Here is a 15,028-nt window from a genome sequence, read left to right as displayed (position 1 = left end):
TTTCCGCCCGTGGGCCGACCCTGTCTGTCGGTCAGGCGCAGCAGACCGGCGCCTGGGGGATGATCCCCCGGGACGTGTTGACGTTGTTGCCCATGCTGTCGACGGCGCAGGCCAGCATGACATGCGTGTTTTCGTCGTTCGGGGCGAACGTGAGGTCGAGGTCGAGGTCGGACAGTTCCTCATTCGCCGCCGCGGTGATGAGGTCAGCACCCATGGATCTGACTCCTTCGTTGACTTGTAAGCGAACGCTGTATCAATTCCCTTTACCCGGCGATAAAGCCAGGGAAATGAACAACAGTGCGGGAGCCTACGGATGCGTAACGAGTGGTGTCAAGAGGTGCACCGGGGACGGAAATCACTGTTTACCGCCCACCATGACAACTTGTTGCTAGGTACACGGGGTTTAACGACTGACCGGAGCGTGTACCGCCGGTTGATCCGGGGTGCGCAGCAGGAACCGGAAAAGAAAGAGATACGAGGGGCCACGGAATCCCCACACATGCGTCGGCCGGGTCACCCGCTTCCGCAGCGGGTGACCCGGCCGTCGGGGCCGGTCGGCGTCAGACGCCGGCCGGGGTCTTCTCCCGGTCACCGGCCGCGTCCGCCGCGCCGCCGGGGCGGGCCGGCCACCACGAGCGGGGGCCGATGTCCCGCACCAGGGCGGGTACCAGCAGCGAGCGGACCACGAGCGTGTCCATCAGCACCCCGAACGCCACGATGAAGGCCAGCTGGGCGAGGAACGCGAGCGGGATGACGAGCAGCGCCGCGAAGGTCGCCGCCAGCACCACTCCGGCGGAGGTGATGACCCCGCCGGTGGAGATCAGCCCGCGCAGCAGCCCCTGCCGCGTACCGTGCAGGACCGTCTCCTGGCGGACCCGGGACATCAGGAAGATGTTGTAGTCCACCCCCAGCGCCACCAGGAAGACGAAGCCGTACAGCGGGACGGAGGCGTCCGTGCCGCTGAAACCGAACAGGTACTGGAAGACCAGCGCAGAGATGCCCAGCGTGGCGAGGTAGTTCAGCGCCACGGTGGCCACCAGCAGCACCGGCATCAGCAGCGAGCGCAGCAGCCCCACCAGGACCAGCACGATGATCACCAGGACGACCGGGACGATCAGCAGCCGGTCCGAGGCGGCGGTGGCCTGGGTGTCGTACTGCTGCGCCGTGTAGCCGCCGACCAGCGCGTCGGCCCCGGGCACCTCGCCCAGCGTGTCACGCAGCCGCTCGACGGTCTGCTCCGCCGCCCGGCTGTCGGCCGGGTCCGCCAGGGTGACGTTGATCCGCACCCGGCCGTCGACGACCAGCGGCTCGCCGCCGGGGGCACCGGAGGCGGTCACGGGCGTGGCCGAGTCCACCCCGGCGGTGGCGGTGGCGGCCTGGGTCACCTCTGTCACGGCGTCGGCCGCGGCGATGACCACGGCCGGGTTCCCGGAGCCGCCGGGGAAGTGCTCACTCAGCACCGCCTGGGCGGTCACCGAGGGGGCGTCACGGATGAAGGTCTCCTCCAGCGGCACCCCGCGCGAGTCCAGCAGCGGGGCGAACGCGGCGCAGGCCACGAGCAGGGCGAGGGTCGTCGCCCACACCTTCCTGGGCGCGCGGTCGACCAGGGCGGCGACGCGCTGCCACACGCCCGCGCCGCCCGCCGGTTCCGGAACCTCGGTGGTGGCGGCGGGCTCGTTCCCGGCGGCGGGGGCGGCCGTACGGGGCAGCCGGGCCGGCCAGTACGCGGAGCGGCCCAGCAGGATGAGCACGGCGGGCAGGAAGGTCAGGGTGCTGAGCACGGCGCAGGCGATGCCGATGGCGCCGACCGGGCCCAGGGCCTGGTTGTTGGTGAGGTCGCTCAGCAGCAGGGCCAGCAGTCCGAGGGCGACGGTGGCGGCGCTGGCGACGATGGCCCCGGCCGAGTTGCGCGCGGCCCGCAGCGCCGCCGGGAAACGGTCCCGGCCGGCGACCAGCTCCTCGCGGAACCGGGCGGTGTACAGCAGCGCGTAGTCGGTGGCCGCGCCGATCACCAGGATCGACAGGATGCCCTGCACCTGGCCGTCCACCCGCACGATGTCGCGGTCGGCGAGCGCGTAGACCACGGCGCAGGCCAGGGCCAGGGCGAGAACCGCGCCGGTGATGATGGCCAGCGGGAGCAGCACACTGCGGTAGACGAGCAGCAGGATGAGCAGCACGGTGATCACGGCCACCCCCAGCAGCAGGCCGTCGATGCCGGCGAAGGCGCCGGAGAGATCGACCTGGCTGGCCGCGGGACCGCCGATCAGTGCCGTCAGTCCGCCGGGTACGGTGACGGCCTCCCGGACGGATTCGAGGACCGGTTCCAGCTCCTCCCCGAGGTCGGGGGGCAGCTGGACGACGCCCTGCAGGGCCTCGCCGTCCTCCGAGGGCAGGGCGGGTGAGACACCGAGCACCCCGGGCTCACCCTCCAGGGCGGCCAGGGCCGCCCCGGCGACGGCCGCGGCGCCCTCGGGCAGCGGACCGCCGTCGGTGGCGGTCCACACCACGATCGCCGGCAGGGTGCCGTCCTGGTCGAAGGCCCGCTGCTCCTCGATGACCCGGGTGGATTCCGCGCTCTGCGGCAGGAAGGCGGCCTGGTCGTTGGTGGAGACCTCGCCCAGCCGCCCGGCGAACGGGCCGAGCACCCCGCCGATGCCCAGCCACAGGGCGAGCAGGATCAGGGGGATACCCCATCTGGTGGCACGTGACGGCCCGTTCATGCTGCTCCTCGTCATGGCGAATCTATCTTTGCCGTGAACTATCTCGGCCATTGAGAGATATTACGCTGGGGGCATGCCGCCGCCGAACCAGCCCCCGTCCCCTTCCGCCTCCCCCGCGGATCCGGGCACGCTGCGCAGCTACGCCGTACTGCTGCGGCGGATGACGGGCGAGTTCAACCGGCTCATCCACGCGTTCGCCCACGACCAGGGCCTGCATCCCACCGATGTCCAGGCACTGATCAGCATCCTGGACGAGGGCCCGGACAACGGCGGCGAGCCGATGACCCCCGGGCGGCTGCGGGCCCGGCTCAACCTCACCTCCGGCGCCATGACCGCGTGCCTGGACCGCCTGGAACGCGCCGGCCACATCCGGCGCACCCGCGACGCCCAGGACCGGCGCGTGGTCCACCTCCACTACGCGCCCGAGGGCAAACGCGTAGCCCGCGAGTTCTTCCAGCCCCTGGCCACCGTCACGGCCACGGCGATGACCCCGTTCTCCGACGCCGAACGGCGCGCCATCGGCGGCTTCCTGTCCTCCCTCAACGAAGAACTCGTCGGCATCCGCGACCAGCGGCCCTGACCCCCCGCCCGCGTACCCGTCGGGCCGCACGAGGCTTTGACCTCCCCCCTCTCCCCCTCTCGCCCTCAGCAGACCAAGCCACCGGGCGCACGGCCTCGGATCATCCGTGGACCGGCGCTCCTGTCAGGATCGGCTCCAGGACGAAAGAGGTACAGGCATGGCACGACAGGCTCACTCCCCCGCTCCCGGAGGAGCATCCGCGCACAGGCCGGCCCTGCTGATCCGCCGCGCACCCGCCGGCCCCGGGGCCGCCGTCCTCTTCCTGCACGGCGGCCGGACCGACAGCAGGGACCGGTCACGCCCCTGGCACCTGGCAGCCCTGCGGATGCGCCCCTTCATCCGTACGGTGGCGGGCGCAGCCCGGGACGATGTCCTCATCGGCAGCGTCCGCTACCGGGTGCGGGGCTGGAACGGCCGGGAAGAAGACCCGCTGCGGGACACCCGCCGGGCGCTGGCGGAACTCTCCGAGCGCTTCCCGGGCCTCCCCACGATCCTCGTGGGCCACTCGATGGGCGGCCGTGCCGCACTGCGCGCCGCGGACACACCACAGGTCACGGACGTCCTGGCACTGGCACCCTGGTGCCCCGACGGCGAACCGGTCGAGCACCTGAAGGGGAAGCACGTCGTCGTGCTGCACGGCGACCGCGACCGGATCACCGACCCCCGTGCGTCCGCGTCCTTCGTCGACCGGGCCCGCGCCGCGGGCGCACGGGCCGAGTTCACCCCGGTGACCGGTGGGGACCACGCGATGCTCCGCCGCAGCGACCACTGGCACCGCACCGTGGCCTGCACCGTCACGAACCTCCTGGCCGGCCTGCCGACGGCTCCCCGCCCCCCGGATTCCAGCCCGGACCCGACACGATGAACCCGGCATCGACACCGCAGAGTTGGTGCTCTGGGTCGTGCACGTAGGACACCGGTCAACTGTCCACGACACCTGATCGCCGCCCCGTACCCCTCCGGCACGGCGACGACGAAGGGGGCGGACTCGACCGAGCCCGACCCCCATGCCATCCGGTCAGACGTTGAAGCGGAAGTCCACCACGTCGCCGTCGCGCATCACGTAGTCCTTGCCCTCCACCCGGGCCTTGCCCTGGGCGCGGGCCTCGGCCGTGGAGCCGGTGGCGATCAGGTCCTCGTAGGAGATGACCTCCGCCTTGATGAAGCCCTTCTGGAAGTCGGTGTGGATGACACCGGCCGCCTCCGGGGCGGTGGCGCCCTTGGGGATGGTCCAGGCGCGGGCTTCCTTGGGGCCGGCCGTCAGGTAGGTCTGCAGGCCCAGCGTCTCGAAGCCGACCCGGGCCAGCTTCGCCAGGCCCGGCTCGTCCTGGCCCACCGACTCCAGCAGCTCCAGCGCGTCCTCGTCGGACAGCTCGGCGAGGTCGGCCTCCAGCTTGGCGTTCAGGAAGACCGCCTCGGCCGGGGCCACCAGCGCCCGCTGCTCGTCCTTGAAGGTCTCGTCGGTCAGCTCGTCCTCGTCCACGTTGAAGACGTACAGGAACGGCTTGACGGTCAGCAGGTGCAGCTCGCGCAGCGGCTCGGCGCGCTCGCTGCCCTGGATGATGCCGGCCGAGAACAGGGTGCGGCCGTCCTCCAGGATGGCCTGGGCCTCCTCGACCGCCTTGACCACCGGCAGCCGGTCCTTCTTGATCCGCGACTCCTTCTGGAGGCGGGGCAGCACCTTCTCCACGGTCTGGAGGTCGGCCAGGATCAGCTCGGTGTCGATCGTCTCGATGTCGCTCTTGGGCGAGACCTTGCCGTCCACATGGATGACGTTCTCGTCCTTGAAGGCCCGGATGACCTGGCAGATGGCGTCCGACTCGCGGATGTTCGCCAGGAACTTGTTGCCCAGGCCCTCGCCCTCGCTGGCGCCGCGCACGATCCCGGCGATGTCGACGAAGTCCACCGTGGCCGGCAGCTGGCGCTGGGAGCCGAAGACCTTGGCCAGCTCGCCCAGCCGGGCGTCCGGCACGCCGACCACGCCGATGTTCGGCTCGATGGTGGCGAACGGATAGTTGGCCGCCAGCACGTCGTTCTTGGTCAGGGCGTTGAACAGGGTCGACTTGCCGACATTCGGCAGACCGACGATTCCGATCGTGAGCGACACGTGACGACTTCCCGTAGCGAGGAGAAAAGGGCCGTCGTCCAGTCTACGGGCGCGGGCACGAGGGCTACCGCGACTCCGGGCGCACAGTCATATGGAACGTCAAGCGTGTCCATACCCGCCTGGCCCCTGTCCGGCGGCTTACGTTGGACCCGTGGAATACAGTACGCACACAACCGAGCACCCTCGGCAGTATCCCGCCGTGGTGCGGACGAGTGTGCCCCGGCCCGCCGGGCAGGCGGCGATGCGGAACCGCCCGCGTACCCGCCCCGTGCCCCCCGTGCTGGCGGCACTCTCCCGACTCCCCCGTCCCCGGCTGACCGGACTCGGCTGCGGGGTGCTGGCCACCGTCGCGATGGTCGGCGCCGCCTGGCTGTGCGAGCCGATGGGCGGCGCCCCTTCCCTGTACGGGGTGCTGTTCATCCTCGCCTGTGCCGTCGCGGCGCTGTGGGTACGGCCGGCCGATCTCATCTGTGCCCCGGTGGCCGCCCCCATCGCCTTCGCGATCGGGCTGGTCACCACCCTGGGGCCGATGGCCGCCGTCACCGAGCTGGCGCTGCGCGCGCCGTGGCTGTTCGGCGGGACGGCCACCGCCGCCGGTCTGGCGCTGCTGCGCGCGATCGGGGTGGCCGTCGGCCGGATCAGGAGGCGGCGGCGCCGGGCCGCCGCCTCGCGCTAGTCAGCCCGCGGCCTTCGCGGCGGCCTCGGCGCGCAGGTCGCGGCGCAGTTCCTTGGGGAGCGAGAACTGGATGTGCTCCTCGGTGGGCTGCACCAGCTCGACGTCGGCGTAGCCACGCTCGGAGAGCCACTCCAGCACGCCCTCGACCAGCACCTCGGGCACCGAGGCGCCGGAGGACAGGCCCACGGTGGTGACGCCGCTCAGCCATGCCTCGTCGATCTCGGAGGCGTTGTCCACCAGGTGCGCGGCGCCGGCGCCCGCGCCGAGGGCGACCTCCACCATCCGGACGGAGTTCGAGGAGTTCTTCGAGCCGACCACCAGCACCAGGTCGGCGTCGGCCGCCACCTGCTTGATGGCCAGCTGGCGGTTCTGCGTGGCGTAGCAGATGTCGTCGCTGGGCGGGCTGAGCAGGTTGGGGAAGCGCCCCTTGAGGGCGTCCACCGTCTCCATCGTCTCGTCGACCGACAGGGTGGTCTGGGAGAGCCACACGACCTTGTCGGGGTCGGGCACCTGGACCGTGGCGGCGTCGGCGGGACCGTCGACCAGGGTGATGTGCTCGGGGGCCTCGCCACTGGTGCCGATGACCTCCTCGTGGCCCTCGTGGCCGATGAGCAGGATCTGGTAGTTGTCCTGGGCGAACCGCACCGCTTCCTTGTGCACCTTGGTGACCAGCGGGCAGGTGGCGTCGATGGTGGCGAGCTTGCCGCGCTCGGCCTCCCGGTGCACCTCGGGGGCGACTCCGTGCGCGGAGAAGATCACGATGGAGCCCTCGGGGACCTCGGCGGTCTCCTCGACGAAGACGGCGCCTTTGCGCTCCAGCGTCTGTACCACGTACTTGTTGTGGACGATCTCGTGCCGGACGTATATCGGGGCGCCGTACTGTTCGAGGGCCGCTTCCACGGCGAGGACGGCGCGGTCCACGCCCGCGCAGTAGCCCCGGGGGGCGGCGAGCAGGACGCGGCGGGCGGGCTCGGCGGTGGCGGGAAGTGCTGGGTCGGCCATGTCTCCCATCGTACGCAGGGCCCCGCGGGCGGGCGGCGGTGCGGGCGCTCCGGGGGCGGTGGGCGGGAACTGTCGGTGGGCGGCGCTAGCGTTGCGGGCATGGCGGTACAGACGACGGCGGAGCAGCCGATGCCGGTCGGCGAGGTGTCCCGGCTGATCGGCGGGTGGATCGACCGGCTGGGCGCGGTGTGGGTGGAGGGGCAGATCACCCAGATCTCGCGCAGGCCGGGAGCGGGCGTGGTGTTCCTCACGTTGCGCGACCCGTCCCACGACATCTCGCTGACGGTCACCTGTTTCCGAGGTGTGTTCGATCGTGTGGCGGATGTCATCGGCGAGGGCGCGCGGGTGGTGGTGTTCGGCAAGCCGGAGTGGTACGCCCCGCGTGGGCAGTTGTCGCTGCGGGCGACCGATCTGCGGGCGGTGGGCGTCGGGGAGTTGCTGGCGCGGCTCGAAGCACTGAAGAAGTCGCTGGCGTCCGAGGGTCTGTTCGCGCCCGAGCGCAAGCGCCCGCTGCCGTTTCTGCCCGGGTGCGTGGGGCTGGTCACCGGGCGGGCGTCGGCGGCCGAGCGCGATGTGCTGCAGAACGCCCGGCTGCGGTGGCCGGCGGTGCGGTTCGCGGTGCGCAATGTGGCGGTGCAGGGGGTGCACGCCGTTCCGCAGGTCATCGAGGCGCTCCAGGGGCTGGACGCCGACCCCGAGGTCGATGTGATCATCGTGGCGCGGGGCGGCGGGAGTGTGGAGGATCTGCTGCCGTTCTCGGACGAGGCGCTGATCCGGGCGGTTTCCGCGGCCCGTACGCCGGTGGTCTCGGCTATCGGGCACGAGCCGGACTCGCCGCTGCTGGACCTGGTGGCGGACCTGCGGGCCTCCACGCCCACCGACGCCGCCAAGCGGACGGTGCCCGATGTGGGCGAGGAGCAGTCCCGGGTGCGGCAGTTGCGCGAGCGCGGGCGGTGGGTGCTGGAGACGTACCTGGACCGTGAGGAGCGGGGTCTGGCGGCGGCGGTCAGCCGGCCGGTGCTGGCCGAGCCGCAGCGGATGATCGCCGGGCGGGCGGAGGAGATCGAGGCCCTGGTGGCCAGGTCACGGCGCACCCTGGGGCATCTCCTGGAGCGGGCGGAGGCCGATCTGACGCACACCAGGGCGCGGGTGGTGGCGCTGTCGCCGGCGGCCACCCTGCGGCGCGGCTACGCCGTGCTCCAGCGCGCGGACGGCGCGGCGGTGCGGGACCCGGCCGAGGTGGCGTCCGGTGAGACGCTGCGGGCACGGGTGGCCGAGGGAGCGTTCACGGTGACGGTGGACGAACCGGATCAGGAGCAGGGACGGGCGGGACAGCGATGACGGACGGCGGACACGAGGTGGCGGACATGGCGGAAGCGGGCACGGACCCGGCGCTCAGCTACGAGCAGGCGCGGGACGAGCTGATCGATGTGGTCCGCCGGCTGGAAGCGGGCGGGGTCACTCTGGAGGAGTCCCTGGCGCTGTGGGAGCGCGGCGAGGAACTGGCGAAGATCTGCGCCGGCTGGCTGGCCGGCGCCCGGGCCAGGCTCGACCAGGCCCTGCGGGCGGAGGAGGCGGCGGAGGCCGCCGGAGGGGGCGCGGAGCGGGAGGAATGACGGACACGAGGGAATAGCGGACGGACGCGTCGGGGTTGGCGGGGCGGGGAAGTCTCCCCCGGCCCGGTGGCACGGCCCCGGGTCCCGTACTCCCGATGAAAGGCGCCGTCCCGATGACCCTCGCCCTGGACCCCACCGCGCAGGATCTGCTGTTCCGCGAGGCGCACACCGCCAACACGTTCACCGGGGAGCCGGTGAGCGAGGAGCAGATCCAGGCGGTGTACGACCTGATCAAGCTGGCGCCGACCGCGTTCAACCAGTCGCCGCTGCGGATCACCCTGCTGCGCTCGCGCGAGGCCAGGGAGCGGCTGCTGCCGCTGATGTCGCGGGGCAACCGGGACAAGACCGGCAGCGCGCCGCTGACGGCCATCCTCTCGGTGGACCTGGACTTCCACGAGAAGCTGCCCCGGCTGCTGCCGGCGCGGCCCACCCTCAAGGACGACATGTACGGGGAGGCGGAGCTGCGCGAGCGGCACGGCAGCTTCAACGCGACGCTCCAGGCCGGGTACTTCCTGCTGGGCGTGCGGGCGGCGGGACTGGCGGCCGGCCCGATGAGCGGCTTCGACGCGCAGGGCGTCGACAAGGAGTTCTTCGGCGACGGCCGGCAGAAGGCGCTGCTGGTGGTGAACATCGGCCGCCCCGGCCCCGACGCGTTCCTCCCGCGCAAGCCGCGTCTGGAGTACGCCGAGGCGGTCAGCGTGCTGTGAGTCCCTTGCGGCTCACTGCCCGGCGGACCTGACCCGCAGCGATCCGGCCAGCTCCGTCAGCTGTGCGCGGGGGGCGGTGCCGGTGACCACGGTGGTCACCTCCGCCCCCTCCAGCACGAGGGCGTCGTACCGGGTCCCCTCGTACCAGGCCCACTCCTCGCCGCCCACGGACACGGTCTCACCGGTGTCCTCGGCGCCCTGGGTGGCGTCGGCGACGAAGGGGGCGGGGTCGCCGTTGGCCTGGACGAGTCCGGCGTACTCGTTGTCCGGGTCCACGAAGCCGAGCTTCCAGGTGGCGCCGAACGGGTCGGTGGCCCGGTACCGCACCGAGGTGGCACGCCAGTCGTCCGGCAGCCCCTCGGGGGCGAGCAGTGCGTAGGGGGCGGCGCGGGCCGCGAGATCGGCCTCGGCCTCGTAGCTGATGGGCTTGACCGGGTCCGCGCCGGCGTCACCGCCGGGGGCGAACAGGTACAGCCCGAAGGACACGGCCGTGATCACCGCCATGGACAGCACCATGTCGCGGGCCGTCTTCAGCTTGGGCCGCTTGGGCGGCGCCTGCGCCTCCGCCACCGGGGCCCCGTCCGCCGGGCCGGTCTGCTCGCTCTTCTCGGTCACGTCCGCATCGCTCGCCACCCGTCCATCGTCCCGTATGCCCCGGACGGGCGCGGAACCACCCCCGGGGTCGCTCATCAGATGGGCACTCTGCTCAGGTGTACGAATCCCGGCTAAAGTCATGAGCACCCTCATCCAGCGGCCAAGCCGCGCAGAAAGGTGCGTACCGATGCCCGACCATCATCTTCCGCAGCCGCTCGAAGTGGCTCCCGAGGCACCCGACCGCAACCTGGCCCTGGAGCTGGTTCGGGTCACCGAGGCCGGGGCGATGGCCTCGGGCCGCTGGGTGGGCCGGGGCGACAAGAACGGCGCGGACGGCGCCGCCGTGAAGGCCATGCGGGCGCTGGTCTCCACCGTGTCGATGAACGGCGTGGTCGTCATCGGCGAGGGGGAGAAGGACGAGGCCCCGATGCTGTACAACGGCGAGCGGGTGGGCGACGGCACCGGCCCCGAGTGCGATGTGGCCGTGGACCCGGTGGACGGGACGACGCTGACCGCCAAGGGCATGGGCAACGCGGTCTCGGTGCTGGCGGTGGCCGAGCGCGGCGCGATGTTCGACCCGAGCGCGGTGTTCTACATGGACAAGCTGGCGACCGGGCCCGAGGCCGCCGAGTTCGTGGACATCGACGCGCCGCCCGCCGTGAACGTACGCCGGGTCGCCAAGGCGAAGGGCGGTGCGCCGGGCGATGTGACCGTGGTGATCCTGGACCGGCCGCGCCACGACGACCTGGTGCGGCAGGTCCGTGAGGCGGGTGCCCGGGTGAAGCTGATCTCGGACGGGGACGTGGCCGGCGCCATCATGAGTGTGCGCGAGGGCACCGGGGCCGACCTGCTGCTGGGCATCGGCGGGACCCCGGAGGGCATCATCGCGGCCTGTGCCATCAAGTGCCTGGGCGGCACCATCCAGGGCAAGCTGTGGCCCAAGGACGAGACGGAGAAGCGGGCGGCGCTGGACGCCGGACACGATCTGGACCGGGTGCTGCACACGGACGACCTGGTGCGCGGGGAGAACGTCTTCTTCGTGGCGACCGGCATCACGGACGGCGAGTTGCTGCGCGGGGTGCGCTACCGGCCCGAGACGGCCACCACCCAGTCGCTGGTGATGCGTTCGCGCTCGGGCACCATCCGGCAGATCGACTCCACGCACCGGCTGTCCAAGCTGCGCGCGTACAGCGCGGTGGACTTCGACCGGGGCAAGTGAGCCCGTACGGAAGGAGCGGGCCGGGGTGGGACGGCCGGCTCCCGGGGGCCGGCCCGCGCACGGGTGCGGGCCGGCCGGCGGGTGGCGTGCCCGGCCGGTGCGGGGGACCGGTCAGGCGACGCGCGTGCTGCTGCCGCTGGTGGCCTCGCGGCGGCGGCGCCTGCTGAGCACCACGCGGCGTTCGGCGGCGGTCAGGCCGCCCCACACCCCGTACGGCTCGGGCTGGAGCAGCGCGTGCTCCCGGCATTCGAGCAGCACCGGACAGCGCGCGCACACGGCCTTGGCGGCCTGTTCACGGGAGAGCCGGGCCGCGGTGGGCTCCTGGGAGGGGGCGAAGAAGAGTCCTGCCTCATCCCGCCGGCACGCTGCCTCGGAGTGCCATGGCCCCGCCAGGTCTCTCGAACTGCGCTGAGCCGGGACGGCCGGTGACCACTGGGACTCTTGGGGCGGTGACGATTGCAGCACAGTCAAACTCCTGACGACGGCTACCGGGGGTCGCTCATGGCTGGCTAAGAGACCCTCACCCGGACCGGACCAGTCCCCAACTGAATGGAGAGTGCCTTTCCCACCTCGCGCGGCCATACGAGTGACGGTCCCCCGAGCCCTACCCGCTGTACGCGTGCTTATGCACGGAGCAACCACACGGGCGTCCGCATCCGTCACATCAGCCGGACATATCAGGCATGACGGAGATTACGCACCGCTTTGCCCGGCACCGGCCGCGCCTCGACGGATCCGAAGACGGCCGCGCCCTTGACCATGATCACCGGGGCGCCCGGGTCACCGGAGACCATCTCCACCACTTCGAAGCTGCCCAGCACCCCGGTGCCACCGGTGCGCACGGTGACGTTCTCCGGGACCTTGATCTCCACGCTGCCGAAGACGGCGGTGGCGTCGATGGTCACGTAGGGCTGGTCGAAGATCGCCTCGGTCAGGTCGAGTTCGACGCTGCCGAAGACCGCGGAGGCCACCGTGCGCAGTCCGATCCGCCAGCGGCCGGCCCGGTTGGCGGCGCTGAAGACAGCGACCACGTTGCGCGGACCCTCCGGCACCATCACCTGGCGGCCGTGCGGCGGGGAATGGTGCGGGGCGGGGCCCGGGGGCGGCGGGGCGGTGCGCTGCCCGGCGGGCAGATCGCGGATCAGCGGCTCCAGTTCGCCCAGGGTCTTGGCCCGGTAGACGGACTCGATGCGCTCGGAATGCTCCTCCGCGTCCAGCCGGCCCTCGGCCAGCGCCTCGCGCAGGATGTCCGCGATCCGGTCCCGGTCCGCGTCGGAGGCACGTACGGAATCGGGCCCGGCGTGCGGCACGGGGGCGGGTGCGGCGGGCTTGGCCAGCGGCACGGCGGGGGGCTTTTCGGAAGTCACCCCCTCAGGCTACCGATTCGCGATACATCGCGACCACCCCCTTGCCATAAAGTGCTATCACATTGCTAATGTTGGCCACGGCCGCACCGGCCGCCGTGACAGGAACGGGGACACCATGACCACTGGCAGTGAACTCATCGTCGACACACCCGAGATGCCCGAACCCCGGGTCAGGGAGACGCCCGCGCACAGCATTCCGGGCGGGCTCGCCCTGCTGCTCACCTTCCTGGGCACCGTGGCGAGCATCGGCACGGGCATCGGCGGCGTCGTCCTCGCCAACAACGAATCCGTCGGTGTGGGCGTGCTGCTCATCGTCGGGGGCTCGCTGCTCTTCCTGGTCTCGGTGTTCATGATGAGCGGGCTCAACATGGTCGCCCCCGGTGAGGCGCGGGTGGTGCAGTTCTTCGGCCGCTACTCGGGCACCATCCGCAAGGACGGGCTGCGCTGGGTCAACCCGCTGACCACCCGCACCAAGATCTCCACCCGGGTGCGCAACCACGAGACCGCGGTCCTGAAGGTCAACGACGCGCACGGCAACCCGATCGAACTCGCCGGGGTCATCGTCTGGAAGGTCGAGGACACCGCGCAGGCCAGCTTCGAGGTGGACGACTTCGTGGAGTTCGTCTCCACCCAGACCGAGTCCGCGCTGCGGCACATCGCCATCGAGTACCCCTACGACGCGCACGGCGAGGACGAACTGTCGCTGCGCGGCAACGCCGAGGAGATCACCGAGAAGCTGGCCGTGGAGCTGACGGCGCGGGTGCAGGCCGCCGGGGTACGGATCATCGAGGCCCGGTTCACGCACCTCGCCTACGCCCCCGAGATCGCCTCCGCGATGCTCCAGCGCCAGCAGGCCGGTGCCGTGGTCGCGGCCCGGGAGACGATCGTGGAGGGCGCCTGCGGCATGGTCGAGACGGCGCTCGCCCGCATCACCGACCTCGACATCGTCGAGCTGGACGAGGAGCGCAAGGCCGCGATGGTCTCCAATCTGCTGGTCGTGCTGTGCGGCAACCACTCGCCCCAGCCCGTACTGAACGCCGGGTCCCTCTACCAGTGACGGACCCCGCGGAGCCCTCCGAGCCACCCGAGCCACCCGGGCCGCCCGAACGCCCCGCGCGGACCGCGCGCCCCGCTCGCAAGCAGGTGCTGCTGCGGCTCGACCCGGCCGTCCACGACGCGCTCGCGCGCTGGGCCGCGGACGAGCTGCGCAGCACCAACGCGCAGATCGACTATCTGCTGCGGCAGGCGATGCGGGAGGCCGGGCGGCTGCCGGGCGACGCCCGCCCGCCCGCACGGCGCGGCCGGCCGCCCCGGCAGAGCCGCAGGCTCGCGGGCGAGGACGAGGGCAAGGGCGACGGGGCGGGCGCTAAGGACGGCTGATGCGCACCGGCAGCGGGCGCAGTGCCCGGCGCAGGGCGCGCGCCAGCGTCTCGAACTCCTCCGCACGCGCCGTCCCGGTGCGCATCACCAGCGCTATCCGCCGGGTGGGCGCCGGATCGGCGAAGAACCCGGTGGCCAGCTCCTCGCTGCGCGCCGTCTCCACCTTCAGGGCGGTGCGCGGCAGCAGGGTCACCCCCAGGCCGCCCGCCACCAGCTGCACCAGCGTGGAGAGCCCGGCCGCGCCGGCCGCCATGGTGGCCCCCGCCTCGCGCCCCGCCTCCTGGCAGATCTCCAGTGCCTGATCGCGCAGGCAGTGCCCCTCGTCCAGCAGGATCAGGTCGAGGTCGCGCAGCGCGGCGCGCGGGATGTCGCGGCGCCCGGCCAGCGGATGGCCGTGCGGCAGGACGAGCGCGAAGTCCTCGTCATACAGCGGCAGTTCAGTCACTCCCGGATGCCCCAGGGGAACGGCGAGCAGCAGTGCGTCCAGCCGCCCGCGGGTGAGCCCCTCCAGCAGCTCCGCGGTGCGCTCCTCGTGCACCCGTGGCTCCAGGTCGGGGAACTCCTCGCGGATCAGCCGCAGCACGGTCGGCAGCAGATACGGCGCGCAGGTGGGGATGACTCCCAGCCGCAGCGCCCCGGTGAACGGCGCCCTGGCGGCCTCGGCCTCCTCCACCAGCTCCCGTACGGTCTCCAGCACGGAGCGGGCCCGTACGGCCAGCCGTTCGCCGGCCGGGGAGAGCAGCACCTTGCGGGTGGTGCGCTCCAAGAGGGTGATATCGAGGGTTTCCTCCAGCGCGGCGACGGCGCCGGAAAGCGCCGGCTGGCTCATCCCGATGGCGGCTGCCGCCTCCCGGAAGTGCAGGTGCTCCGCCACCGCGGCGAACGCTCTCAGCTGCGCGAATGTGGGCTGTCTCGGCATGCCCGCGGGACCCGTCGTACCGGCCACTGATAACTACCTCCGATTAATCACGACGAGTCTAGCTATTTCTGAGATCAATGGCCGATATGGCAGCGTAGTGCCCGCCCAGACCGTCAGGGAAGCCCCCCGGCAGCCCCGGCA

17 protein-coding genes are annotated in these 15,028 nt (G+C 72.0%); 9 read left to right on the top strand and 8 right to left on the bottom strand.

The window, feature by feature from the left end:
• Positions 1-31: 31 nt before the first annotated feature.
• Both SXIM_RS18225 and SXIM_RS18220 read right to left on the bottom strand, forming a co-directional pair.
• A complete protein-coding gene (locus tag SXIM_RS18225; protein ID WP_030737486.1) occupies positions 32-214 on the bottom strand; it encodes a hypothetical protein in 183 nt (60 codons plus the stop codon).
• A 346-nt stretch (positions 215-560) separates the two neighbouring features.
• Positions 561-2,720: an MMPL family transporter gene (locus tag SXIM_RS18220; protein ID WP_030737488.1), complete on the bottom strand. Its 2,160-nt coding sequence runs from the start codon at positions 2,718-2,720 to the stop codon at positions 561-563.
• A 73-nt stretch (positions 2,721-2,793) separates the two neighbouring features.
• Here SXIM_RS18220 and SXIM_RS18215 point away from each other — a divergent pair, with 73 nt between their 5' ends.
• Both SXIM_RS18215 and SXIM_RS18210 read left to right on the top strand, forming a co-directional pair.
• Positions 2,794-3,300: a MarR family winged helix-turn-helix transcriptional regulator gene (locus tag SXIM_RS18215; RefSeq protein ID WP_030737490.1), complete on the top strand. Its 507-nt coding sequence runs from the start codon at positions 2,794-2,796 to the stop codon at positions 3,298-3,300.
• A gap of 157 nt (positions 3,301-3,457) precedes the next feature.
• Positions 3,458-4,165: an alpha/beta hydrolase gene (locus tag SXIM_RS18210; protein WP_046724688.1), complete on the top strand. Its 708-nt coding sequence runs from the start codon at positions 3,458-3,460 to the stop codon at positions 4,163-4,165.
• Between the two features lie 153 nt (positions 4,166-4,318).
• Here SXIM_RS18210 and ychF read toward each other — a convergent pair whose 3' ends face one another.
• On the bottom strand, positions 4,319-5,407 hold the full coding sequence (gene ychF, locus SXIM_RS18205; protein WP_030737494.1) for a redox-regulated ATPase YchF: 1,089 nt from the start codon (positions 5,405-5,407) through the stop codon (positions 4,319-4,321).
• A 199-nt stretch (positions 5,408-5,606) separates the two neighbouring features.
• Here ychF and SXIM_RS18200 point away from each other — a divergent pair, with 199 nt between their 5' ends.
• Complete coding sequence (locus SXIM_RS18200) at positions 5,607-6,083, top strand: DUF6542 domain-containing protein (protein ID WP_148236134.1); 477 nt, start codon at positions 5,607-5,609, stop codon at positions 6,081-6,083.
• On the opposite strand, the gene SXIM_RS18195 is transcribed toward SXIM_RS18200, so the two are convergent.
• Positions 6,084-7,094, bottom strand: coding sequence for a 4-hydroxy-3-methylbut-2-enyl diphosphate reductase (locus SXIM_RS18195; protein WP_030737500.1), 1,011 nt, complete (start codon positions 7,092-7,094; stop codon positions 6,084-6,086).
• Between the two features lie 90 nt (positions 7,095-7,184).
• Between SXIM_RS18195 and xseA the strand changes: the two genes are divergently transcribed.
• From xseA to SXIM_RS18180, 3 genes are all read left to right on the top strand, one after another.
• The gene (gene xseA, locus SXIM_RS18190; protein ID WP_043178529.1) at positions 7,185-8,426 is read left to right on the top strand and encodes an exodeoxyribonuclease VII large subunit; all 1,242 of its coding nucleotides are present in this window, start codon (positions 7,185-7,187) and stop codon (positions 8,424-8,426) included.
• Entirely contained in the window at positions 8,423-8,701 is a 279-nt protein-coding gene (locus SXIM_RS18185; RefSeq protein WP_030737504.1) for an exodeoxyribonuclease VII small subunit, read from the top strand. The genes xseA and SXIM_RS18185 overlap by 4 nt, the downstream gene beginning before the upstream one ends.
• Before the next feature lie 113 nt (positions 8,702-8,814).
• A complete protein-coding gene (locus tag SXIM_RS18180; RefSeq protein WP_030737506.1) occupies positions 8,815-9,408 on the top strand; it encodes a malonic semialdehyde reductase in 594 nt (197 codons plus the stop codon).
• 12 nt (positions 9,409-9,420) lie between these two features.
• Here SXIM_RS18180 and SXIM_RS18175 read toward each other — a convergent pair whose 3' ends face one another.
• Positions 9,421-10,041, bottom strand: coding sequence for a DUF4245 domain-containing protein (locus tag SXIM_RS18175; protein ID WP_234306976.1), 621 nt, complete (start codon positions 10,039-10,041; stop codon positions 9,421-9,423).
• Positions 10,042-10,189: 148 nt separating this feature from the next.
• Between SXIM_RS18175 and glpX the strand changes: the two genes are divergently transcribed.
• On the top strand, positions 10,190-11,221 hold the full coding sequence (gene glpX / locus SXIM_RS18170) for a class II fructose-bisphosphatase (protein ID WP_030737510.1): 1,032 nt from the start codon (positions 10,190-10,192) through the stop codon (positions 11,219-11,221).
• Between the two features lie 111 nt (positions 11,222-11,332).
• Here the strand turns inward: glpX and SXIM_RS18165 are convergent, their stop codons facing one another.
• Positions 11,333-11,686: a WhiB family transcriptional regulator gene (locus SXIM_RS18165; protein ID WP_030737511.1), complete on the bottom strand. Its 354-nt coding sequence runs from the start codon at positions 11,684-11,686 to the stop codon at positions 11,333-11,335.
• Positions 11,687-11,898: 212 nt separating this feature from the next.
• Complete coding sequence (locus SXIM_RS18160; RefSeq protein ID WP_030737513.1) at positions 11,899-12,588, bottom strand: DUF1707 SHOCT-like domain-containing protein; 690 nt, start codon at positions 12,586-12,588, stop codon at positions 11,899-11,901.
• Positions 12,589-12,703: 115 nt separating this feature from the next.
• Between SXIM_RS18160 and SXIM_RS18155 the strand changes: the two genes are divergently transcribed.
• A complete protein-coding gene (locus SXIM_RS18155; RefSeq protein WP_030737515.1) occupies positions 12,704-13,645 on the top strand; it encodes an SPFH domain-containing protein in 942 nt (313 codons plus the stop codon).
• Positions 13,642-13,968, top strand: a complete 327-nt coding sequence (locus tag SXIM_RS18150) for a type II toxin-antitoxin system antitoxin (protein WP_046724687.1) — start codon at positions 13,642-13,644, stop codon at positions 13,966-13,968. The genes SXIM_RS18155 and SXIM_RS18150 overlap by 4 nt, the downstream gene beginning before the upstream one ends.
• Here SXIM_RS18150 and SXIM_RS18145 read toward each other — a convergent pair.
• Positions 13,955-14,887, bottom strand: a complete 933-nt coding sequence (locus tag SXIM_RS18145; protein ID WP_078635796.1) for a hydrogen peroxide-inducible genes activator — start codon at positions 14,885-14,887, stop codon at positions 13,955-13,957. The genes SXIM_RS18150 and SXIM_RS18145 overlap by 14 nt on opposite strands.
• Positions 14,888-15,028 lie beyond the last annotated feature (141 nt).

It is taken from the genome of Streptomyces xiamenensis, from assembly GCF_000993785.3.
Taxonomy (GTDB): domain Bacteria; phylum Actinomycetota; class Actinomycetes; order Streptomycetales; family Streptomycetaceae; genus Streptomyces; species Streptomyces xiamenensis.
Note: the sequence above shows the minus strand (reverse complement) of the source record. Positions and strands in the feature narration are given on the sequence as shown.